The organism is Pseudomonas fluorescens, assembly GCF_900215245.1.
In the GTDB taxonomy this organism is placed as follows: Bacteria; Pseudomonadota; Gammaproteobacteria; order Pseudomonadales; family Pseudomonadaceae; genus Aquipseudomonas; species Aquipseudomonas fluorescens.
The window spans coordinates 2,432,505-2,454,188 of record NZ_LT907842.1; the positions used below are offsets into that span (position 1 = coordinate 2,432,505).

Consider the following 21,684-nt stretch of genomic DNA (forward strand, 5'->3'; position numbering starts at 1 on the left):
GAAAGCGGTCTGTCAGAAACAGGTGTATTGACTGATTCACCGCATTCGCGAGCAAGCCCGCTCCCACCTTTGGATTTCGGCATGGCTTATTTTCAGTGTCGCACGCGTAAAAAACCTCGCAACCCCACGTCCTGCCAGAAAATTCTTTCTGGTTATATAAACATTCTTAAATAGTCTTTTTAAGAATATCCGCGCTTATCTACTATCGCCCTCACGCCGCAAGCAGTGCCGCCACTGCCAGGCACTATTCATTTCAGGAGCGAGACCATGAGCGCATCTCTACGTAGCGTCGACGGCCAGGACGAAGCAGCCATTTTGCGTGAGATCCAGAGCGCCTTGCGCGACCTGCGGTTCGGCGCGGTGGAAATCACTGTGCATAACGCCCAAGTGGTGCAGATCGAACGCAAAGAAAAATTCCGTTTGCAGAACCCGGGTAACAAACCGAGCTAAGCAATAACGGCGATAGACCCGCAATTATAAGAAAAAGCCAACACCCAGAATTTCAGGAGCCTTCTATGTCGTCGATTCGCCGTTACGCCCTCGCCGCACTGGCCAGTGCCGTGTTTGCCGGTTCCGCAGTTGCCAAGGACTACGAGTTGCTTAACGTCTCGTATGACCCTACCCGTGAGCTGTACCAGGATTACAACGCTGAATTCACCAGCTTCTGGAAGAAAGAGCACCCCGGTGACAACGTCAAGATCCAGCAATCCCACGGTGGCTCCGGCAAGCAAGGCCGTGCAGTGATCGACGGCCTGCGCGCCGACGTCGTCACCCTGGCGCTGGCCGGCGACATCGACGAAATCGCCAAGCTGGGCAAGACCCTGCCGGAGAACTGGCAAACCCGCCTGCCGGACGCCAGCACGCCGTACACCTCGACCATCGTGTTCCTGGTGCGCAAGGGCAACCCTAAAGGCATCAAGGACTGGGGCGACCTGATCAAGCAAGACGTTTCGGTGATTACCCCGAACCCGAAAACCTCCGGCGGCGCCCGCTGGAACTTCCTGGCCGCCTGGGCCTATGGCCTCAAAGCCGGCGGCAGCGAAGCCAAGGCGCAGGAATACGTTCAAGCGCTGTTCAAGCATGTGCCGATCCTCGACACCGGCGCTCGCGGCTCGACCATCACCTTCGTCAACAACGGTCAGGGTGACGTGTTGCTGGCCTGGGAAAATGAGGCGTTCCTGGCGTTGAAAGAAGACGGCGGCGCCGACAAGTTCGACATCGTCGTGCCGTCCCTGTCGATCCTCGCGGAGCCGCCGGTGGCCGTGGTCGACAAGAACGCCGAGAAGAAGGGCAATACCGAGATTGCCACTGAATACCTCAAACACCTGTACAGCCCGGCTGGCCAGGAGATTGCGGCGAAGAACTTCTACCGCCCACGCGATGAGAAAGTCGCTGCCAAATACGCCCAGCAGTTCCCGAAACTGGACCTGGTGACTATCGACAAAGACTTCGGCGGCTGGAAAACTGCCCAACCGAAATTCTTCAATGACGGTGGCGTGTTCGACCAGATTTACACGGCGCAGTAAGCCAAAGTACCTGTAGGAGTCCCGCTTCTCTCTGTGAGCTGGCTTGTGTGGGAGCTGGGCTTGCCCGCGATAGTATCACCGCAGTGTGGCTGACACACCGAGGTGGCTGCATCGCGGGCAAGCCCGGCTCCCACATAAACCAGCTCCCACAGAGGAGCGCGCTCCTGCAGTGGTTTCTACCTTTAACCAAGGACTCTTATGTCGCGTCGTATTTCCCCCGTCATACCCGGCTTCGGGCTGACGCTGGGCTACACCGTGGTGTACCTCAGCCTGATCGTACTCATCCCCCTGGCGGCGATGTTTGTCCACGCCGCTCAACTCACTTGGGATCAGTTCTGGGCCATTATTTCCGCACCCCGTGTGCTGGCGGCGTTGCAACTGAGCTTCAGCACCGCGTTGTACGCCGCGCTGATCAACGGCGTAATCGGCACGCTGCTGGCCTGGGTGCTGGTGCGCTACACCTTCCCCGGCCGCAAGATCATCGATGCGATGATCGACCTGCCGTTTGCCCTGCCCACTGCCGTGGCCGGTATCGCGCTGACCGCGCTGTACACGCCGACCGGCCTGGTGGGCCAGTTCGCCGCCGACCTCGGCTTCAAGATCGCCTACAGCCCCTTGGGCATCACCCTGGCACTGACCTTCGTCACACTGCCCTTCGTGGTGCGCACGGTGCAGCCGGTGCTGGCCGATATCCCCCGGGAAGTCGAAGAAGCCGCCGCCTGCCTGGGCGCCAAGCCATTGCAGGTGTTCCGCTACATCCTCGTGCCTGCATTGCTGCCCGCCTGGCTGACCGGCTTCGCTTTGGCCTTTGCGCGTGGCGTGGGTGAGTACGGTTCGGTGATCTTCATCGCCGGTAACATGCCGATGAAAACCGAGATCCTGCCGCTGCTGATCATGGTCAAGCTCGACCAATACGACTACCGCGGCGCCACCTCCATTGGCGTGCTGATGCTGGTGGTTTCCTTTGTCCTGCTGCTGCTGATCAACTTGTTGCAGCGGCGCATCGAACGTCCATAAGGAGGCGCGGAACATGTCCCAATCGTCTATTTCCGCCGCGTCTTCGGCCAACGCTGCCCGTCGTGGCAGCGCGGTGTCGCGACGTATTCTGATCAGCCTGGGTTGGCTGGTGTTTGCGCTGTTCCTGCTGCTGCCGTTGTTTATCGTGGTGTCCCAGGGCTTGAAGAATGGCCTCGGCGCATTCTTCACCGCGATCCTTGAACCCGACGCACTGTCGGCGCTGAAGCTCACGGTGATCGCCGTGGTGATCTCGGTGCCGCTCAACGTGGTGTTCGGCGTCAGCGCTGCGTGGTGCGTGAGCAAGTACTCGTTCCGTGGCAAGAGCATCCTGGTCACGCTGATCGACCTGCCGTTTTCGGTGTCGCCGGTGATCGCCGGCCTGGTCTATGTGCTGATGTTCGGCGCCCAGGGCTTCTTCGGCCCGTGGCTGCAGGCGCATGACATCCAGATCGTGTTCGCCTTGCCGGGCATTGTGCTGGCGACCATTTTCGTGACGGTGCCGTTTGTGGCCCGTGAGCTGATCCCGCTGATGCAGGAGCAGGGCACCCAGGAAGAAGAGGCCGCGCGCCTGCTCGGTGCCAATGGCTGGCAGATGTTCTGGCACGTGACCGTGCCGAACATCAAATGGGGCCTGATCTACGGCGTGGTGCTGTGTACCGCACGGGCGATGGGTGAGTTCGGCGCGGTGTCGGTGGTGTCCGGCCACATTCGCGGCGTCACCAACACCCTGCCGCTGCACGTCGAGATCCTCTACAACGAATACAACCATGTCGCCGCGTTTGCCGTCGCGAGCCTGTTGCTGATCCTGGCGCTCTTCATCCTGCTGCTCAAGCAGTGGAGCGAGAACCGTATCAACCGCCTGCGCAAAAGCGCCGGTGAGGAATAAGTCATGTCGATTGAAGTCCGTAATGTCAGCAAGAATTTCAACGCCTTCAAGGCCCTGAACAGCATCAATCTGGACATCCAGAGTGGCGAGCTGGTGGCGTTGCTGGGCCCGTCCGGCTGCGGTAAGACTACCTTGCTGCGCATCATCGCCGGGCTGGAAACCCCGGATGACGGCAGCATTGTGTTCCACGGTGAAGACGTGTCCGGCCACGACGTGCGGGATCGCAACGTCGGGTTTGTGTTCCAGCACTACGCGTTGTTCCGCCACATGACGGTGTTCGACAACGTCGCCTTCGGCCTGCGCATGAAGCCGAAAAACCAGCGCCCGAGCGAAACCCAGATTGCGGCCAAGGTTCACGAACTGCTGAACATGGTGCAGCTCGATTGGTTGTCTGATCGCTACCCGGAGCAACTGTCCGGCGGCCAGCGCCAGCGTATTGCCCTGGCCCGTGCGCTGGCGGTGGAGCCCAAAGTCTTGCTGCTGGACGAACCGTTCGGCGCCCTCGACGCCAAGGTCCGTAAAGAACTGCGCCGCTGGCTGGCGCGCCTGCACGAAGACATCAACCTGACGTCGGTGTTTGTGACCCACGACCAGGAAGAGGCCATGGAAGTCGCCGACCGTATCGTGGTGATGAACAAGGGCGTGATCGAGCAGATCGGCTCACCGGGCGACGTCTACGAAAACCCGGCCAGCGATTTTGTGTACCACTTCCTCGGCGACTCCAACCGCCTGCACCTGGGTGAGGACAAGCACGTGCTGTTCCGCCCGCACGAAGTGTCGCTGTCGCGCCATGAGCTGGAAGACCACCATGCGGCTGAAGTGCGTGATATTCGTCCGCTGGGTGCGACTACACGGGTGACCTTGAAGGTGGAAGGCCAGAGCGAGCTGATTGAAGCTGAAGTGGTGAAAGACCACGACAGCCTCACCGGCCTGGCCCGTGGCGAGACGCTGTTCTTCAAGCCCAAGGTCTGGCAGAAAGCCTGAGCCCACTGCAAAACCCCTGTGGGAGCGGGCTTGCTCGCGAATGCAGGGTGTCAGTCAACAGATATACCGACTGATACACCGCTTTCGCGAGCAAGCCCGCTCCCACATTTAGACCTTGCTCGGCTTTAGATCACGGCGCTGCACCGGCCCTGCCCGCCGTTCGATCTGCTGCTTCAGGTCATCGCGCAACCCCAGCATGAACGCCAGCTCTGCCACCACAAACAACGGCCCGACGATCAGCCCCGACACGTCATCCACAAACGCCGGTTTCTTGCCTTCGTAATAGTGGCCGACAAACTGAATCACCCAGCCCACCACAAACATGCCGATGCCGCTGCTGAGCCACACCATCGTGCTCTGCGCCGCCAGCACGTGCCCGGCCCACACCGACAAGCCCATCAGCACCGTCATCAGCACGCCCAGGGGCCATTCCAGGCGCAGGTAAAACCACGCTGAAAACAACGCCAGCATCACCGCAGGCGACAGCCAGAGTGCGCCCACTGCCCATTCCGGGCGTGACAGCAGCACGGCCACCGCCACCACAATCAGCGGGATGCCGATAAAATGGCTGGCGATATTGCGCGGGTCGCGATGGTAGGCGGCATATTGACTGAGATGGTCGACGAGGCTTTTCATTGTTGTTCCTCCTGTAGGATGGTTGATCATGCCCTGTCAGCCTGCGACTGACTGTCAGCTGGGCGACAATCTTCGGAGTTGTCATGCACACAGAGAAATGGCACGCGCAGTTGGCCACGGGCCATTGGTTCAGCCACCTGCCGGGTTCTTTTCAGCATAGCCTGCTGGCCCACGCCCGGCAGCGGCAGCTGGCGGCGGGGCAATACCTGTTCAAACGCGGCGACCCGCCGTGCGGCCTGTACGCAGTGCTCGACGGCACGCTGCGCATCAGCGCCGTGAATGAGCACGGCAAGGAGGCGGTATTGAGTCAGGTCGAGCTGCCTTACTGGTTCGGCGAAATCTGCCTGTTCGACGGCCTGCCGCGTACCCACGATGCCTGCGCGGTCGGGCCGTGCACGCTGTTGCAGGTGCCGCAACGCGCGTTGTTGAACATCCTGGATGAAACCCCGCAATATTGGCGCGACCTGGCGTTGCTGATGAGCCAGAAACTGCGCCTGAGTTTCATCGGCCTCGAACACCTCAGCCTGATGCCGGCCTCGGTTCGACTGGCCCACCGTTTATTGATGATTGTTGAGGGTTACGGGGATATCCAACCCTCCAGAAGCAGTGTGCAACTGCCCCAGGAAGACCTGGCGGCGATGTTGAGTCTGTCGCGCCAGACCACCAATGCGTTGCTCAAGGAGCTGCAAACCCAGGGCATCGTGCGCCTGGGCTATGGCGAGATCGAAATCCTCGATGCCCAGCGACTGCGTGAGGCGGCGCACGCGCCAGGGTGTTAGCCTGCCAACCTGATTAATCGAGGTGTGTTATGCGTGTGCTGTTAGTGGAACATGAATCCGAAGAAGCACAGCGGATGGCCCAGGGCTTGAACGAGGCGAGCTACACCGTGGAAGTCGCGGCCAATGGCATGGCGGCGTTGCGTTTCGTGGAAAGCACCGAGTACGACCTGGTTATCCTGGATGTAATGCTGCCGGGCTTGAATGCCTGGAAGTTGCAGCAGGCGATTCGGTTGAAGGGGCAGACGCCGATGTTGTTCTTGACCACACCAGGCGGGATTGAAGACCGACTGCGTGGCCTGGAATTGCATGAGGATGATTATTTGCTCAAGCCGTTCGATGCCAAGGCGTTGGTGGCGCGGGTCAGGAAGTTATTACGCCGTGATCGTGGGCGCTGACTGATCCAGTTAATGGGGTGCCGGGGCTATCGCCATCGCAGGCAAGCCAGCTCCCACAGTTGACTGGGTTCACCCATCAAAATGTGGGAGGGGGCTTGCTCCCGAAGGGGCCCTCACAGTCACCCAAAATCGCCCTACCGCCATCGCAGGCAAGCCAGCTCCCACAGTTGACTGGGTTCACCCATCAAAATGTAGGAGGGGGCTTGCTCCCGAAGAGGCCCTCATAGTCACCCAAAATCTCCCTGCAGCCATCGCAGGCAAGCCAGCTCCCACAGTTGACTGGGTTCACCCATCAAAATGTGGGAGGGGGCTTGCTCCCGAAGGGGCCCTCACAGTCACCCAAAATCGCCCTGCCGCCATCGCAGGCAAGCCAGCGTGAACACAGTCAACCTGTGGGAGCCGGGCTTGCCCGCGATGAGGCCCTCACAACCGCTACACATTCCGCTACCGCAACCCATCGCGAAACTGCCCCGGCGTCATTCCCGTCCAGCGCTTGAACGCCCGATTGAAACTGCTGGTGTCGGCGAACCCCAGCAAATGGCTGATCTCGGCCAACGAGCATTGCAAGTCCCGCAGGTGCAGCAGCGCCAGGTTCTCGCGGCACTCATTGAGCAACGCATCAAACCGACAGCCCTCATCCGCCAGATGCCGCTGCAAACTGCGCAGGCTCAGGTGCAGGGCGTGGGCAATCCGCTCGGCACTTGGCTCGCCCTCCGGCAATTGCGCCTCAATGGCCGCGCGCACCTTGCGCTCCCAGGTCAGCGGTTGTAACTGGGCAAGCGTGCGTTTGAGCACGGTCTCATTGTGTTCGGCCAACTCGGGGTTGGCGTCATCCAGATGGCTGTCGAAGTCCCTTGCGGCAAACTCCAGGCGGTCTTCCTCAGCGCCAAAAAACACCGGCGCGCGAAATACCGTGTGCCACGGCTTGGCGTCAGCCGGCTCCGGCCGTCGCAGGTGCACCGCCAGCGGCGCGTATTCGCGGCCCAGTCGATTACGGCAGGTGCGCACATAAATCGCCGCAAACGCATCAATCGCTTCCAGTGCCGGCGCCGGGCTGCCCGGTGGTTGCAGCAGGCGAAAGTGGTAGCGCTCGCCCTCTCGGCTAAGCTCCAGCGTCAGCGCATCACTGACCACCTGGTGATAACGCACGATGCGCTCGAACACCTCGCGCAAGCTGCCGCTGGCCACCAACGCATAACCCAGCGCATGAAAGGTCGTGGGGCTGACAAACCGCGACACCCGCAACCCGATCGCCGGATCGCCGCTGGCCTGCACCGCCAGCTCCCATAAGCGCGTGGTTGCCGACAGCGGATAACGCGCGTTGGGGTCGTCCATCTGCTGTGGGTCGAGCCCGGCCTGGGCGCACAGCGCGGCGCTGTCGAGGTCCAGGGCATCGAGCTGTTTGCGCAGGGCGCGGGTCCAGCTGGCGAGGGAAGTGGGTTCGGTCATGGCGATTGGCGCTTGCGGTCAACAGGTTGGCGTGTGGGGCTGATGCCCTGGCGGACCGCTTGGGCCAGGATGCATCTATCAATAAACCAGAGGATGGGAGCATGGACGGTACTTCTGCAAGTCCCCAACAGATGAACGCACAACAGCGTTCTGCGCATATCCGCGAAGTGGTGCTCGCCGAAGGCGCCAGACTGCGCCAGCAGCACCCCTGGCTGCGGCACCAGGACGCGCTGGGCGCCGGTATCCTGGCCTTCGCCTTGCTCGGCATGCTCGGCTCGGCAGCGCTCTACATCAGCGGTCATATGGCCTGGTGGGTGTGCCTGCTGCTCAATGCCTTCCTCGCCTCGCTGACCCACGAGCTGGAACACGACCTGATCCACAGCATGTACTTTCGCAAGCAACGCCTGCCCCACAACCTGATGATGGGCCTGGTCTGGCTGGCGCGCCCGAGCACGATCAACCCGTGGATACGCCGCCACCTGCACCTTAACCACCACAAGGTCTCCGGGACCGAAACCGATATGGAGGAGCGCGCCATCACCAATGGTGAACCGTGGGGCGTTGCGCGGCTGCTGATGGTGGGGGATAACGTGATGTCGGCGTTTATCCGCATGCTGCGGGCGAAAACCTGGGGCCACAAACTCAAGATCCTCAAGCGCTCGCTGCTGGTGTACGCGCCATTGGCTCTGCTGCATTGGGGCGCGTGGTATGTGTTCCTCGGTTTCCATGCCGCCAATGGCATTGCCAGCCTGATGGGCGTGCCGATTGCCTGGTCAGCCAACACCTTGCAGGTCATGCAGGTCATCGACATCGCCGCCGTGGTCATCATCGGCCCCAACGTGCTGCGCACCTTTTGCCTGCACTTTGTCAGCTCCAACATGCATTACTACGGCGATGTGGAGCTGGGCAATGTGATCCAGCAGACCCAAGTGCTCAACCCCTGGTGGATGTGGCCGCTGCAGGCGTTTTGCTTCAACTTCGGCAGCACCCACGGCATCCATCATTTTGTCGTGAAGGAACCGTTTTACATCCGCCAGATGACGGCCAAAGTGGCGCACAAAGTCATGGCCGACATGGGCGTGCGTTTCAATGATTTTGGCACGTTTTCGCGGGCCAATCGGCTCGGCTTTCCACCGCCAGCAGGGCTTCGATCAGCACCTTCGCCGCAGGCGACAAACGCACCCCAGCGCGGCTGATCACGCCGCAGCGGTGGTTCAAGCTCTCCAGGGTGTGAGGCAGGTTGCGCCAGTGCAGCAGCGTCAGCTCACCGTGGGTGAACGCGCCGGCGAAGGCCTCTTCTGGCCCCAGGCCGATGGCGTCTGACTGCTGCACGAGGGTGGCCAGAGAGGAAAACTGCTCCAGCTCGACAGCGGGCGCAAAGTCGATGCGCCCGCTGAGGTTGGCCAGTACCTTGCGAATGCCGGGCGCCATCAAGGGCGCGGCCAACGGGTAATCGAACAGGTCATTGGTGGAGAGGCTGTCCTTGGCCAGCAGCGGGTGCCCGGCGCGGCAGAAAAACGCCATGCGCCGCGGGGTCAGGGCCTGGGTCTGAAAGTTCGGATCGGCTTCAAAGTGACGCACATCGGCGATAAAGAATTCGATCTCTTCCCGGCTCAGGCTGCGCCCCAGTTTTTCCCAGTTATCCACCTGCAGGGCGGTGCGTACCTTGGGGTAGGTCGTGATAAAACGGGCGATGGTCACGGGCACCAGGTTGACCGCCGCCACTGCATCGCTGCCAAACCGAACCTCGCCCGCGTCGAGCTTGGTCATGCGCGTGACTTCATGGCTCAGCAGCGCCGCACCTTGCACCAGGCCCAAAGCGTGCTGCAGCACCACCTGGCCTTCGGGCGTCGGGCGCAGGTCTTTGTTGGCGCGATCCACCAATACACAGCCGAACTCCTGCTCCAGGCCCTGGATGCTGCGGCTGAAGGCCGGCTGGGTAATCCCCATGGCGTCGGCGGCGCGCACGAAACTGCGGTACTTGTTGAGCGCAATGAAGTAGCGCAGTTGGCGGAGATCCATGGGGGCCCGACGTGCGAAAGAAGAACCGCGATTTTAAGGCGCTTGCTTATTCCGTCAACGAAGCGAGTTTTTTTATCTAGACCTTAAATGCATATCTATAGAGCAGGCACCGTGCGATAGGTGGCCGGACTGAACACCCGCGTCACCAGCAGCATCGCCACTACGGTGACTGTCAGCACCACCCAGGCGCTGACAAAGTTGCCGGTCAGTTCGCGCAGCCAGCCGGTCAGCCACGGCGAAATCGCGTTGATCAAAAAGCCTACGCCTTGCACGAAAGCCGCCAGTTGCCCGGCTTGGCGCGGGTCGCGGTGGTGGTCGAGGGTCAGCAGCAGGCTCAGGGCAAAACATGCGCCCAGGCCGAAGCCGCACAAGGCCACCCACAGGTGGGGATATTCCTGCGGCGCGATGATCAGGCCGAGGTAGCCGAGGGTTTGCGCCAGCAGGCTGATGCCCAGCAACGGTCGACGGTCGATACCGCGTTGTGCCAACACCGGCATCAGCAGCGCGGCGATCACCTGGAAGATGGTCATGAAGGCCAGCAACGAACCACTTGGCAATACGCCCCAGCCCAATTGCTGATAGTACGCCGGCAGCCACGCCACCATGCTCATATAGCCGCAATTGACCAAGCCGAAGTACAGCGCCAACAGCCAGGCCCGCCGGTTGCGCAGGCCCGTGAACGCGGGCACTGGCTGCGGGTTTCTCGCCGCGCCCAACGGCAACCAGGCCCATAGCAATAACGCCCCGAGCGCCGGCAACAGCCACACACCCAACCCGGCCTGCCATTGCTCGAAATGCGTGGCCACTACCGGGCTCAGCAGCGCCGCCAACCCGCCACCGGCCATCAGCGAAGCGGAGTACACGCCCATCGCCACTGGCACGCGGTGATGAAATTCGCGCTTGATCATCGCCGGCACCAACGCCTGGATCAGCGCCACACCGGCGCCACCGAGCAATGCCGTGACCAGCAGCGCCGACGCCTGGCCCAGCAGCCAACGCGCCAGGCACGCGAGCAGAATCATCATCAAGCCCAGGGCAATGCCACGCCGTTCGCCGAGCCGTGCCTCCACGCGCACGCCGACCAGCGCCACCAGGCCCATGCACACCACCGGCAGGCTGGTGAGCAGCGCACTGCTCTGGAAACTCAGGCCAGTGGCCTGGCGGATCTCGCCGAGCAACGGGCTGATGGAACTGAGGATCGGCCGCAGGTTGAGGCCGAGCACCACCAGCAGGCCCCAGCCGGCGAAGGATTTATTCAGGGTCATGCAGGGTTTTCCATCGGTGATACAGCGCGGTCATGGCGGCGTCGGGCAGGTGTTGGATCGGCAGGCGCTGTTCGCTCAGTGGCAGGCCGACCTGCTGCCCAATCACCGCCGTCGACAGGCCGAACGGTTCGGCCATTGCGTTGCTGGCGGCAAACACCACGCGCGCTACGCCGCACAGGTACATGGCGCTCAAGCACATCGGGCAGGGTTGGCCACTGGCGTATATCACGCAGCCTTCCAGGCGCGCGCCTACGCGTTGGCTGGCCGCGCGAATCGCCAGCAGCTCGGCGTGGGCGGTGGGGTCCTGGGTCAGGTGGATCTCATTGACGGCTTCGACCAGCACCTCGCCATTGAGCGTCAGCACGGCGCCGAACGGTCGACCACCTTGGGCCACATTGGCGCTGGCCAGGGCTACGGCGCGTTGCAGGTGCTGATGATCGTCGGTCATTGCGGTCCCTCTGGGCAGAATGGAAGGTGAAGTATGGTCAGCGGCCGGGGTATTCTGAAATTAAATATAACCATGCCAACCAGTGGCAAATGGAATGGTGACGCGCCATGTTCGACCCCGTGTTGTTACGCAGTTTTGTTGCCGTGGTGGACTGCGGCAACTTCACCCGCGCTGCCGAGCGCCTGCACTTGACCCAATCCACCGTGAGCCAGCAGATCCGCCGCCTGGAAGATGGCGTGGCGTGCCAGTTGCTGGACCGCGACCAGCGCCGCGTGGTGGCCACTGCTGAGGGCGAGCGCTTGCTGGCCTATGCGCGGCGCATTCTGGCACTGCATGAAGAAGCCGCTGACGTGTTGATCAGCCAGCAAAGCGACGGCGTGTTGCGCCTCGGGGTGCCGGAGGACTTTGCCGCCGAACGCCTGATGCCGTTGCTGTCAGCGTTCGTGGTGGCCTACCCGCGCGTGCGTCTGGAGGTGACCAGTGGCCTGGGCCCGGAGTTGCAACGGCAGTACCGCGCGGGCGAATTCGACGTGTTGCTGGTCAAGCAGATGGGTGACAGCGATGACTGCCTGGCCTCATGGCCGGAACCGTTGTGCTGGGTCGACAGCCGCAGCACGCCGTCCCTGGGGCGCGACCCGCTGCCGCTGGTGGCGTTTCCGGTGGGCGGTTTGTACCGCAATGAAATGCTCCACCACCTGGAAGTCGGCGGCTGGCGTTGGCGCATCGGTTATTCCAGCGCCAGCCTGGCCAGCGTGTGTTCGGCAGTGGCGGCGGGGTTGGGGATCAGCTTGTTGCCGCGAAGGGTGGTGCAGGCCGGGCATGTGGTACTCGGCGAGCACAGTGGTTTGCCCAGGGTGCAGGGCGTGCGGCTGGCGTTATATGGCCGCAGTGGGTTGGGCGCGGCCGGGCAAACGTTGCAAAGCCAATTGCTCGACTTATGCGCAAACAGCCCAGCGTAAAACGGTCGACGGCTTTTTATTGGCAAGCCCGCGCGCCACACGCGATGCCTTTCAGGAATATTTTTTATGCCCTTAAGGCATTCAAAAATGGCGCCTTCGCCACAGGCCAGGCGGGCCGTGGCTTGGGTGTTTCAGGACGGTTCATTTATTCAATTTAGATCTATCTATAACTTTAAAGATTACTTTAAGAGATAAGCGTCTGCCCCCGATGATTCAGCCCTCGACGGCCGCTTTGGCAGGCCTGTCGGTTTTTGGGTGTGAAAACCGTAGGGAGTGAATCAATGGGCAATGTCCAGACCGCCGCCAGTGTCCCCGAGGCGCAGTGGCGCCAGGCACCGGGTGGTGAGTTGGTCGACCTTGGCCGGCCGCACCGCGCGCCCTTGGGGCAGCTGCGTTTGCAGAAAACCCCGAAGCGTTTTGCGAGTCGTCGCGAAGGGGTTCTGCTCGGGTTGCTGGTGGTGGCCCTGCACGGTGCGCTGATCTATTGGCTGAGCCAGAAGCCCACGCCGGTGCTGCCAATCGTGCCGCCGGAAATCCCACCGATGACCATCGAATTTTCCCAACCCGCGCCGCCGGTGGTTGAACCGCCACCGCCGCCGCCTGTAGTCGAGCCTCCGCCGCCGGTAGTCGATGAGTTGGCCGCCAAACCAGCGCCGCCGAAACCTGTTCCAAAACCCAAGCCGAAGCCGAAGCCGGTGCCGAAACCTGAACCCAAACCTGTGCCAAAAGCGGTCGAGCAACCGCCTGCGCCACCGACGCCTGCGCCTCCAGCGCCTCCAGCGCCACCGGCACCTTCACCTGCGCCGGTGACACCTGCTTCGGCCAACGCCGCGTACTTGAAGAACCCGGCGCCGGAGTACCCGTCGCTGGCCCAGCGCCGTGGTTGGGAAGGCACCGTGCTGCTGCGCGTGCATGTGTTGGCCAGCGGCAAGCCGGGTGAGGTCCAGGTCCAGAAAAGCAGCGGTCGCCAGCAACTCGACGACGCCGCACTGGCCGCCGTGAAACGTTGGAGTTTCGTGCCGGCCAAGCAAGGCGATGTGGCCCAGGACGGCTGGGTCAGCGTGCCGATCGATTTCAAGATTCACTAACTATTCGGCAGCGGTGTGTTGGACACGCCGCCACCTGCACAGAGGGAAAACATCATGGCATTAGCATCTCCACTTGAATCCGTTGAAAGCGCGGTGATCTGGCTGCTGGTGGCCTTTTCGGTCGCCACCTGGGGCTTTGCCTTGCTCAAGGCTGTGCAGTTCAGTCGCCTCAGGGCGCAGGATCGAAAATTCCACAATCAGTTCTGGGCGGCGTCGAGCCTCGACTCGGCTGCCGAGCTGGCCGAAACCCAACCCGGCGCTGCGGCCCGTGTGGCCCAGGCCGGTTATGCCGCGATCCAGGTCGGCGATGCGCCGCACGCGGCTGACTTGAGCCAGGCCATCAACCATCAGGACCGTCTCGAACGAGCCCTGCGCCAGCAGATCGTGCGTGAGCGACGCTCGCTCGAAACCGGCCTGGCCGTGGTCGCCAGTATCGGCAGCACCTCGCCGTTTATCGGTCTGTTCGGCACCGTGTGGGGGATCATGGAAGCGCTGAAGGGGATCAGCGCCGCCGGTTCCGCCAGCCTGGAAACCGTGGCCGGCCCGATTGGTGCGGCGTTGGTTGCCACCGGTGTCGGTATCGCCGTCGCCGTGCCGGCCGTGTTGGTCTACAACTACTTCCTGCGCCGCTTGAAGCTGACAGCGGCCGACCTCGATGACTTTGCCCACGATTTTTACAGCCTGGCGCAGAAGCATTCTTTCCGCGTGCTGTTGCACCCTGCGCTGACGAAAAGCGCGGCGGGTAACCCGCAAAAAGTGAAGGAGGCGTCCTGAGATGGCCTTCTCAACCCAAGACAGTGATGAGGTGCTGAGCGAGATCAACGTCACGCCGCTGGTGGACGTGATGCTGGTGCTGCTGGTGGTGTTTATCGTCACCGCGCCGCTGCTGACCAATGCGATTCCGATCAACCTGCCCAAGACCCAGGCCGTGGCCCCGGTGGAGCAGAAAGACCCGCTGGTGGTGAGCATCGACGGCGCCGGCAAACTGTTTATCAACAAGGACGCAATCCAGCCGGACCTGCTCGAATTCAACCTGCAGGCGGCCAAGGCCAAGGACCCCGATGTGCGGGTGCAACTGCAGGCGGACGATGGCGTGAACTACGGCGAAGTGGCGCGAGCCATGGCGTCTATCGAACGCGCGGGCATTACCAAGCTGTCGGTGATTACCGCTCGTTAGTGTTAAAAGCCTCGACAATTTTTTGGGCCGTTTCCTTGGCAGGGTGCGGCCTTTTTTTTGCCTGGTATTTACCTGATTTCCCCTGTGCAACCCGATCCATGTGGGAGCTGGCTTGCCTGCACCCACATTTTTAAGTATCCGTGTGATTGATATTTTGGTTATTAATAAATAGCTTCTTATTCCTTAACGAATATAACCCGCGTCCCTATACTGACCAGCAACGTTAAACGCTGCAGGAGGGCACACCCATGCACAGCGAGTCGATTCGTTATCTGATCGTGCCGGGCTGGCAAGGATCGCCAGAAGAACATTGGCAAAGCCATTGGCAAAACAGCCTGCCCAACAGTGCGCGCGTGGAGCAGGCCGATTGGTTGACGCCGCGTCGCGAAGACTGGGTGGCCGCGCTGGCTGAAGCGATCGCTGCCGACAGCACGCCGGTGATTCTCATCGCCCACAGCTTGGGTTGCATCACCGTCGCCCACTGGGCGGCCACTGCGCCGGTGCATTTCCTGCGGCAGGTACGCGGTGCCTTGCTGGTGGCCCCGGCCGATGTCGAACGTCCGGCCTGTTCGCCGGCGCTACGCAACTTCGCGCCGATCCCGACCGACCTGCTGCCATTTCCCAGCCAGGTGGTCAGTTCCGATAACGACAGCGCCGTCAGTGCCCCAAGGGCGTTGGAGCTGGCCCGTCACTGGGGCGCCGAAGCCGGCATTTTGTCGGGTGCCGGGCATATCAATGTGAAGTCCGGCCACCAGCGTTGGGAGCAGGGGTTCGCCTATCTGTATCGTCTCCAGAGCCGCCTCGAGCATCACGCCCGGCGCACTGCCTGAACATTTTCAACGCCCCGTCCCTGAGTGGATTTGGGGCGGGAGCCTGCCATGAGTCATGAAACCTTCGGCCAGCCACTGCTGACCTTCCCCGACGCCGAAAAGAGCCCGCTGAGCATTCGCGCCAAGGCGTTGGTGTTTGTCGACCCGCGTTCACGGCAACTGCGTGAAGCGCTCGAAAGCCTCGCGCCGCGTGCCTTGCCCGTGTTGATTCGCGGCGAGACCGGTAGCGGTAAAGAGCTGCTGGCGCGGCATATCCACCGGGGCAGCGACCGCGCCGGGCTGTTTGTGTCGGTCAACTGCGGCGCGATCAGCCCCACCTACGCCGACGCCGAATTGTTCGGCTACGCCGCAGGCAGCCACAGCGGCGCGGCCAGCAGTCGGGCCGGGTGGTTCGGCTCGGCCAACGGCGGCACCTTGTACCTGGACGAAATCGGTGACTTGCCGCTGCCGATCCAGGTGAAATTGCTCGCGGCCTTGGAAAATCACGAAGTCACTCGCGTTGGCGCACATCAGCCCAGCCCGGTGGATGTGCGGCTGGTCGCAGCCACCAGCATCGACCTGGCCCAAGCCGTGGCGGCGGGCAAGTTTCATGAACGCCTGTTCCATTACTTGAGCGAAGGCCAGTTGGACCTGCCGGCCTTGCGTGAACGGGTCGGCGACATCCTGTCCCTGGCCGAATACTTCCTCGGCATCTACAGCCAGCGCCTGGACCTGCCGGTGCCGCTGATCAGTGACGCCGCCCAGCGCGTGCTGGAACACCACAGTTGGCCGGGCAATACCCGCGAGCTGGAAAACGTCATTCACTTCGCGCTGTTGGTGAGCAGTGGCGATGAAATTTTGCCCGAGCATTTAAACCTGCCGGCGGCGGGCTCACCCCTTGAGCAACTGCAACGGATTTTCGCCAACGCCAGCCCCGCCGAGCAGCAAACCTTGCTCAAATTCCTACATGAACAAAATGGAATATCAACGTGAATAAAAGATATTGTTCGGGAATAAAAAATCTAGGTATTGTCCACCCCACGCCGCGATAGCACTTCGCTGGCACACCACAAAAAAACGGTCGTCAGAGACGCCCCGGAATTTCGATAAGGACACTGCATGAAAAAGGTTCTGTTGTTTACCGCACTGGCGGCTGCCCTGACTGCAAGCTTCGCCCAGGCCAACGAGAAACTGGTCGTTGCGGCCACCCCGATCCCGCACGCCGAGATCCTTGAGCTGGTCAAGCCGACCCTGGCCAAAGAAGGCGTGGACCTGGAAATCAAGGTGTTCACCGACTATGTGCAGCCCAACACACAGGTTGCCGAGAAGCGCCTGGACGCCAACTACTTCCAGACCCTGCCGTACCTGGAAAACTTCAACAAGGGCAAGGGCACCAACCTGGTCACTGTGATCGGTGTGCACGTTGAACCGATCGGCGGCTACTCGAAGAAGATCAAGAATATTTCCGAGCTTAAAGACGGCGCTACCGTGGCCATCCCGAACGAAGGCTCCAACAGTGGCCGCGCCCTGCTGCTGCTGCAAAAGAATGGTTTGATTACGCTGAAAGACCCGAGCAATGCGCTGTCCACGCCGAAAGACATCGCTTCCAACCCAAAACACCTGAAGTTCAAAGAGCTGGAATCGGCCTTGCTGCCTCGCGTGCTGGACCAGGTTGACCTGGACGTGATCAACACCAACTACGCCCTGGAAGCGGGCTTGAACCCGGCGAAAGACGCGCTGATCATCGAAGATGCCAAGTCGCCTTATGTGAACTTCCTGGTCGCTCGCCCGGACAACAAGGACAGCGACGCTGTGCAGAAACTGGCCAAGGCGCTGACCAGCCCGGAAGTCAAAGCCTTCATCGAGAAGAAGTACAACGGCGCGGTAGTGCCTGCGTTCTGATGTAAACAAAACCCCCTTCAAGGTTTGAACGCCGACGGCTTCTACAGCGTCGGCGTTTTTTTATTGACCTGGAAATACGGGCAAGAACTGTGGGAGCAACTTGCCTGCGATAGCGGTCTGTCAGTTACAGATGCTCTGTCTGATACACCGCATTCGCGAGCAAGCCCGCTCCCACATTGGACCTTCAGCGTTTCAGAGCACACGGCTATTGATCGCCCTGCGCAGCGCCACCAACCACTTCACCAGTTCCTGCGGATCCAGCGGTTTCGCTTGGTTCATTGCTCATTCCCTCGAAAAAAACAGCCGTCCTGCGACCCCAAGACCATAGCCGTCACCGGCCAAACCCGCGAATCCGGCGGTTATCTTTTTGGGTGATATCAATATGCTATTTAGGTATTTAAATTTTGCTTTTTATACCTTTAAAGTTCGCGCTACCCGACGTTACCCACGCCGGAACGGACTGCGCTCGCTGCATTACCCTTGCGGCGTCATGGACTCACGATGACCTTCGATTTCGCTTTTATCCTCAGCACCCTGCCGGCGTTTCTCAGTGCCGTGGGGGTGACGCTGCAAGTGGGCTTGATTGCCATTGCCAGCTCCTTGCTGGTGGCGCTGATCAATGCGGCGCTGCTGGTGTTTCGCACGCCCTACCTGTCGCGCCTGGTGGCGCTGTATGTGGAGTTGGCGCGTAACACGCCGCTGCTGATCCAACTGTTCTTCGTGTACTTCGCCTTGCCGGCCCTGGGTTTCAATATTTCCGGGTTCTGGGCGGCCATCATCACCATGACGTTCCTGGGCGGCGCGTACCTCACCGAAGTGCTGCGCGCCGGTGTCGAAGCGGTGCCGCTGGCGCAGATCGAGTCGGGCAAATCCATCGGCCTGTCCGACTGGCAGTTGCTGCGCCATGTGATCCTGCCCCAGGCCGGCATTCTCAGCCTGCCGGCGCTGTTCGCCAATTTCATCTTCCTGCTCAAGGAGACCACCGTGGTCTCGGCTGTGGCCGTGCCGGAAATTCTCTACACCACCAAGAGTTACATCGCGCTCTACTACAAAACCTACGAGATGCTCGCCGTGCTGACGCTGATTTGCGTGCTGTTGTTCTTGCCGCTGTCGCTGCTGCTCAGCCGCCTGGAAAGGAGGCTCCAGCATGGCCAGTTCGGGTCTTGAGTTGCTGTGGGTGTCGTTGCCGCAACTGGGCAAGGGCGCTGCGCAAACCCTGTCGATTTCGTTTTTGAGCATTGCCTTCAGCACCGTCGGCGGCGTGCTGTATGGCGTGTTGCGCACGCTGAACAACCGGCTGATCAACCTTGTGCTGCGTGTTTATCTGGAGCTGTTCCGGGCGATTCCGGTGCTGGTGTGGTTGTACCTGTTGTTTTTCGGCCTGCCGATTTTCTTTGGCCTGAGCATCCCGAGCTTTTGGTGCGCGGTGCTGGTGCTGTCGCTATGGGGCGCCAGCGAGGTGGGCGAAGTGGTCCGCGGCGCGTTGCATTCGCTGCCGCGTGGCCAGCGTGAAGCCGGCTTGTCGATTGGGTTGTCCGACCCGCAGCTCTACGGCTACGTGTTGCTGCCCCAAGCCCTCAAGCGTATGACGCCGCCGACCATCAACGTCTACACGCGGATCATCAAGACCAGCTCCCTGGCCGTGCTGATCGGTGTGGTCGATGTGATCAAGGTCGGTCAGCAAATCATCGAGCGCACCTATGAGTCGGTACTGATCTACGGCGTGCTGTTCCTGTTTTTCTTCTTTATCTGCTACCCGTTGTCGGCTGCCTCCAAGCGGCTGGAACGGCGCTGGGCCCAAGCATGAGCGCATTGATCGAGTTCCAGGGTTTCAACAAATTCTTCGGCGAACAGCAGGTGCTCAAGGGCATCGACTTGCGGGTCCAAAGCGGCGAAGTGGTGGTGATCCTCGGCCCCAGCGGCTGCGGCAAAAGCACGTTGTTGCGCTGCCTTAACGGCCTTGAAGTGGCGCACAGCGGCAGCCTGCGCTTTGCCGGCAAGGAGCTGTTGGACCCACACACCGACTGGCGCCAGGTGCGCCAGGACGTGGGCATGGTGTTCCAAAGCTACCATTTGTTTCCGCACATGAGCGTGCTCGACAACATCCTGCTCGGCCCGTTGAAAGTGCAAAAACGCGCGCCGCGCGAAGCCCGCGAGCAGGCAGAAAAACTGCTGGCACGCGTGGGCCTGGCCGACAAGCGCGATGCCTACCCGCGTCAGCTTTCCGGTGGCCAGCAGCAACGCATCGCCATCGTCCGCTCGTTGTGCATGAACCCCCAGGTCATGCTGTTTGACGAAGTCACCGCCGCCCTCGACCCGGAGATGGTCAAGGAAGTGCTGGAGGTGATCCAGGGCCTGGCCCGCGATGGCATGACCCTGCTGATCGTGACCCACGAAATGGCCTTCGCCCGCGCCGTCGCCGACCGCGTGGTGTTTATGGAGGCCGGTCGCATCCTCGAACAACACACCCCCGAAGAATTCTTTACGAACCCGCAAACCGCACGCGCGCAGCAGTTTCTGGAGAAGTTTTCCTTTGTTTCAACACTGCCCAAAAAGACCAAGGAACTGGAGCTGATATGAAAACTGCCAAGTTATTACTGCCACTGCTCGCCGTCGCATTGTTGGCCGGCTGCGATAAGAAGGCTGAAGCGCCCGCGAAACCTGCCGCCGCGGTGAGCTACATCGACAAGATCAAGGCGCGCGACAAGTTGATCGTCGGCGTATTCACCGACAAGCCGCCGTTCGGCTTTGTGAACGAAGCCGGTCGCTACGTCGGCTTCGATACCGACATCGGCCGCCAATTCGCCAAGGACCTGCTGGGCGATGAAAACAAAGTCGAATTCGTCGCCGTCGAGCCGGCCAGCCGTATACCGTTTCTGCAAAGTGACAAAGTCGACCTGATCCTCGCCAACATGACCGTGACCCCGGAGCGCAAGGAAGCGGTGGACTTTACCAACCCCAACCTGAAAGTCGCGGTACAGGCGTTGGTGCCTCAGGGCAGCGCGGTAAAAAGCCTGGATGACTTGGCCTCCCGCACCACCATCGTCACCACGGGTACCACTGCCGATATCTGGCTGACCAAGCACCACCCGGACTGGAAACTGCTCAAGTTCGAGAAAAACTCCGAGTCACTGCAAGCGTTGTCGGCCGGTCGTGGTGACGCGTATGCACAGGACAACCTGGTGTTGTTCAGCTGGGCCAAGCAGAACCCGGGCTACCGTGTGCTGGAGCAGAAACTCGGTGATGAAGCGCCGATTGCGCCAGCGGTGAAGAAGGGCAACGTCGAATTGCGTGACTGGGTGAATAGCGAGTTGGCGAAGTTGGGTGAGGAGAAGTTTTTGCTCAAGTTGTATGACCAATATGTGCGTAAAGAGCTGAGCGATGACACCCGGCCTGAGAGTGTGATTGTTGAAGGCGGGAAGTGGCAGGGGTGATTTTGCGCTGACTGTTCAGCCGCTGTTGCGGGCAAGCTCGCGCTCACAGTTGGCCGCTTTACATCGCTTGGGGGCGCGGGCTTGGTCGCGGTGAGCATCGGTCTTTGCGCAAAGCTTTGGGTTGCTTTGGGGCTGGGGGGCGTTTCGGTGGATTGGGTACATATCCGTTGCTGCGGTAACGGCGGCTATGGGTTCCGCTCTTACAGCGGGTCACTTTTGGCAAACGCCCCAAAAGTAACCAAAAGGTCTTTGCCCCACCACTCGGTGCCTCGCCCAGGCTCGGCATGCCCTCACTCCGGCTTGAATCCGTGGGCCGCCGCAATGGGCCATCCCTGGCCCAGTGCGGCTAACCCGGCGTCCTGCCGGGTTACCCACGGATTCAAGCCTGCGTTCGGCCAGCGTGGTTAACGGGGCCTGGCAGATCAAGATCAACAGCAGATCAAAAGCAGAGCACGGCGGCCTGACAGCCGACCTGAGTGGTAGAAGCAAAAGCACAGCAACACCACGTTTACCGGATGAAATGAGTTCCAAATGTGGGAGCGGGCTTGCTCGCGAAAGCGGTGTGCCAGTTAGCTCATCTGTCACTGATGCGCCGCATTCGCGAGCAAGCCCGCTCCCACAATGTTGACCGAGTTTAGCTGCCAGCACCGCAGTGCTCTGCTTTTCTGTGGGAGCGGGCTTGCCTGCGATGCAGACACCTCGGTACATCAGTCATACCCAGCAGTAGACCCCATGCCAGCTCCCAGATTGACCCAATACAGTCTGAAAAGCAGCCCACCCTCTGCCTGATGTACCCCGTTCAAAATGTGGGAGCGGGCTTGCTCGCGAAAGCGGTGTGCCAGTCGGCTTATTTGTAACTGACCCAGCGCATTCGCGAGCAAGCCCGCTCCCACAATGTTGACCGAGTT

Annotated in this window: 24 protein-coding genes; 19 read left to right on the forward strand and 5 right to left on the reverse strand. The window is 61.0% G+C overall.

The window, feature by feature from the left end; translation table 11 throughout:
- Nucleotides 1-267: 267 nt before the first annotated feature.
- From oscA to CPH89_RS11240, 5 genes are all read left to right on the forward strand, one after another.
- Nucleotides 268-450: a sulfur starvation response protein OscA gene (gene oscA / locus CPH89_RS11220; protein WP_003170956.1), complete on the forward strand. Its 183-nt coding sequence runs from the start codon at nucleotides 268-270 to the stop codon at nucleotides 448-450.
- Nucleotides 451-515: 65 nt separating this feature from the next.
- A complete protein-coding gene (locus CPH89_RS11225; protein WP_053253771.1) occupies nucleotides 516-1,526 on the forward strand; it encodes a sulfate ABC transporter substrate-binding protein in 1,011 nt (336 codons plus the stop codon).
- A 198-nt stretch (nucleotides 1,527-1,724) separates the two neighbouring features.
- Nucleotides 1,725-2,543, forward strand: a complete 819-nt coding sequence (gene cysT, locus CPH89_RS11230; RefSeq protein WP_053253772.1) for a sulfate ABC transporter permease subunit CysT — start codon at nucleotides 1,725-1,727, stop codon at nucleotides 2,541-2,543.
- A gap of 13 nt (nucleotides 2,544-2,556) precedes the next feature.
- Complete coding sequence (gene cysW, locus CPH89_RS11235) at nucleotides 2,557-3,429, forward strand: sulfate ABC transporter permease subunit CysW (RefSeq protein WP_053253773.1); 873 nt, start codon at nucleotides 2,557-2,559, stop codon at nucleotides 3,427-3,429.
- A 3-nt stretch (nucleotides 3,430-3,432) separates the two neighbouring features.
- Nucleotides 3,433-4,413, forward strand: a complete 981-nt coding sequence (locus tag CPH89_RS11240) for a sulfate/molybdate ABC transporter ATP-binding protein (protein ID WP_053253774.1) — start codon at nucleotides 3,433-3,435, stop codon at nucleotides 4,411-4,413.
- A gap of 108 nt (nucleotides 4,414-4,521) precedes the next feature.
- Here the strand turns inward: CPH89_RS11240 and CPH89_RS11245 are convergent, their stop codons facing one another.
- Nucleotides 4,522-5,049, reverse strand: a complete 528-nt coding sequence (locus tag CPH89_RS11245) for an Mpo1 family 2-hydroxy fatty acid dioxygenase (RefSeq protein WP_053253775.1) — start codon at nucleotides 5,047-5,049, stop codon at nucleotides 4,522-4,524.
- Nucleotides 5,050-5,132: 83 nt separating this feature from the next.
- Here CPH89_RS11245 and CPH89_RS11250 point away from each other — a divergent pair, with 83 nt between their 5' ends.
- Nucleotides 5,133-5,828 (forward strand): Crp/Fnr family transcriptional regulator, encoded by a 696-nt coding sequence (locus tag CPH89_RS11250; protein WP_053253776.1) that lies wholly within the window; start codon nucleotides 5,133-5,135, stop codon nucleotides 5,826-5,828.
- 29 nt (nucleotides 5,829-5,857) lie between these two features.
- The gene (locus tag CPH89_RS11255) at nucleotides 5,858-6,223 is read left to right on the forward strand and encodes a response regulator (protein WP_053253777.1); all 366 of its coding nucleotides are present in this window, start codon (nucleotides 5,858-5,860) and stop codon (nucleotides 6,221-6,223) included.
- Nucleotides 6,224-6,667: 444 nt separating this feature from the next.
- On the opposite strand, the gene CPH89_RS11260 is transcribed toward CPH89_RS11255, so the two are convergent.
- Nucleotides 6,668-7,672: an AraC family transcriptional regulator gene (locus CPH89_RS11260; RefSeq protein ID WP_053253778.1), complete on the reverse strand. Its 1,005-nt coding sequence runs from the start codon at nucleotides 7,670-7,672 to the stop codon at nucleotides 6,668-6,670.
- 101 nt (nucleotides 7,673-7,773) lie between these two features.
- Here CPH89_RS11260 and CPH89_RS11265 point away from each other — a divergent pair, with 101 nt between their 5' ends.
- Nucleotides 7,774-8,868 (forward strand): fatty acid desaturase, encoded by a 1,095-nt coding sequence (locus CPH89_RS11265; protein ID WP_073637940.1) that lies wholly within the window; start codon nucleotides 7,774-7,776, stop codon nucleotides 8,866-8,868.
- On the opposite strand, the gene CPH89_RS11270 is transcribed toward CPH89_RS11265, so the two are convergent.
- The 3 genes from CPH89_RS11270 to CPH89_RS11280 all read right to left on the reverse strand — a co-directional run bounded on the left by CPH89_RS11270 (nucleotide 8,759) and on the right by CPH89_RS11280 (nucleotide 11,407).
- On the reverse strand, nucleotides 8,759-9,694 hold the full coding sequence (locus tag CPH89_RS11270; RefSeq protein ID WP_053253780.1) for a LysR family transcriptional regulator: 936 nt from the start codon (nucleotides 9,692-9,694) through the stop codon (nucleotides 8,759-8,761). The two genes, CPH89_RS11265 and CPH89_RS11270, sit on opposite strands and share 110 nt — an antisense overlap.
- Nucleotides 9,695-9,789: 95 nt before the next feature.
- Nucleotides 9,790-10,959 (reverse strand): CynX/NimT family MFS transporter, encoded by a 1,170-nt coding sequence (locus tag CPH89_RS11275; protein ID WP_053253781.1) that lies wholly within the window; start codon nucleotides 10,957-10,959, stop codon nucleotides 9,790-9,792.
- Complete coding sequence (locus CPH89_RS11280; protein ID WP_053253782.1) at nucleotides 10,946-11,407, reverse strand: nucleoside deaminase; 462 nt, start codon at nucleotides 11,405-11,407, stop codon at nucleotides 10,946-10,948. Before CPH89_RS11280 ends, CPH89_RS11275 begins: the two co-directional genes overlap by 14 nt.
- Nucleotides 11,408-11,514: 107 nt before the next feature.
- On the opposite strand from CPH89_RS11280, the gene CPH89_RS11285 reads away from it, so the two are divergent.
- From CPH89_RS11285 to CPH89_RS11335, 11 genes are all read left to right on the forward strand, one after another.
- Nucleotides 11,515-12,366 carry a LysR family transcriptional regulator gene (locus CPH89_RS11285; RefSeq protein WP_053253783.1) on the forward strand — a complete coding sequence of 284 codons (852 nt, stop codon included), beginning with the start codon at nucleotides 11,515-11,517 and terminating at the stop codon, nucleotides 12,364-12,366.
- A gap of 281 nt (nucleotides 12,367-12,647) precedes the next feature.
- Entirely contained in the window at nucleotides 12,648-13,454 is an 807-nt protein-coding gene (locus CPH89_RS11290; protein WP_053253784.1) for an energy transducer TonB, read from the forward strand.
- Between the two features lie 51 nt (nucleotides 13,455-13,505).
- A complete protein-coding gene (locus CPH89_RS11295; protein WP_096236967.1) occupies nucleotides 13,506-14,228 on the forward strand; it encodes a MotA/TolQ/ExbB proton channel family protein in 723 nt (240 codons plus the stop codon).
- Nucleotide 14,229: 1 nt separating this feature from the next.
- Nucleotides 14,230-14,631, forward strand: coding sequence for an ExbD/TolR family protein (locus CPH89_RS11300; RefSeq protein ID WP_053253786.1), 402 nt, complete (start codon nucleotides 14,230-14,232; stop codon nucleotides 14,629-14,631).
- 248 nt (nucleotides 14,632-14,879) lie between these two features.
- Entirely contained in the window at nucleotides 14,880-15,461 is a 582-nt protein-coding gene (locus CPH89_RS11305; protein WP_053253787.1) for an alpha/beta hydrolase, read from the forward strand.
- Nucleotides 15,462-15,509: 48 nt separating this feature from the next.
- Complete coding sequence (locus CPH89_RS11310; protein ID WP_053253788.1) at nucleotides 15,510-16,433, forward strand: sigma 54-interacting transcriptional regulator; 924 nt, start codon at nucleotides 15,510-15,512, stop codon at nucleotides 16,431-16,433.
- Between the two features lie 126 nt (nucleotides 16,434-16,559).
- Nucleotides 16,560-17,342 (forward strand): MetQ/NlpA family ABC transporter substrate-binding protein, encoded by a 783-nt coding sequence (locus tag CPH89_RS11315; RefSeq protein ID WP_053253789.1) that lies wholly within the window; start codon nucleotides 16,560-16,562, stop codon nucleotides 17,340-17,342.
- A 501-nt stretch (nucleotides 17,343-17,843) separates the two neighbouring features.
- Nucleotides 17,844-18,509, forward strand: a complete 666-nt coding sequence (locus CPH89_RS11320) for an amino acid ABC transporter permease (protein ID WP_053253790.1) — start codon at nucleotides 17,844-17,846, stop codon at nucleotides 18,507-18,509.
- Nucleotides 18,490-19,149, forward strand: a complete 660-nt coding sequence (locus tag CPH89_RS11325; protein ID WP_053253791.1) for an amino acid ABC transporter permease — start codon at nucleotides 18,490-18,492, stop codon at nucleotides 19,147-19,149. The genes CPH89_RS11320 and CPH89_RS11325 overlap by 20 nt, the downstream gene beginning before the upstream one ends.
- A complete protein-coding gene (locus CPH89_RS11330; RefSeq protein ID WP_053253792.1) occupies nucleotides 19,146-19,922 on the forward strand; it encodes an amino acid ABC transporter ATP-binding protein in 777 nt (258 codons plus the stop codon). Before CPH89_RS11325 ends, CPH89_RS11330 begins: the two co-directional genes overlap by 4 nt.
- Complete coding sequence (locus CPH89_RS11335) at nucleotides 19,919-20,776, forward strand: transporter substrate-binding domain-containing protein (protein WP_053253793.1); 858 nt, start codon at nucleotides 19,919-19,921, stop codon at nucleotides 20,774-20,776. The genes CPH89_RS11330 and CPH89_RS11335 overlap by 4 nt, the downstream gene beginning before the upstream one ends.
- Nucleotides 20,777-21,684 lie beyond the last annotated feature (908 nt).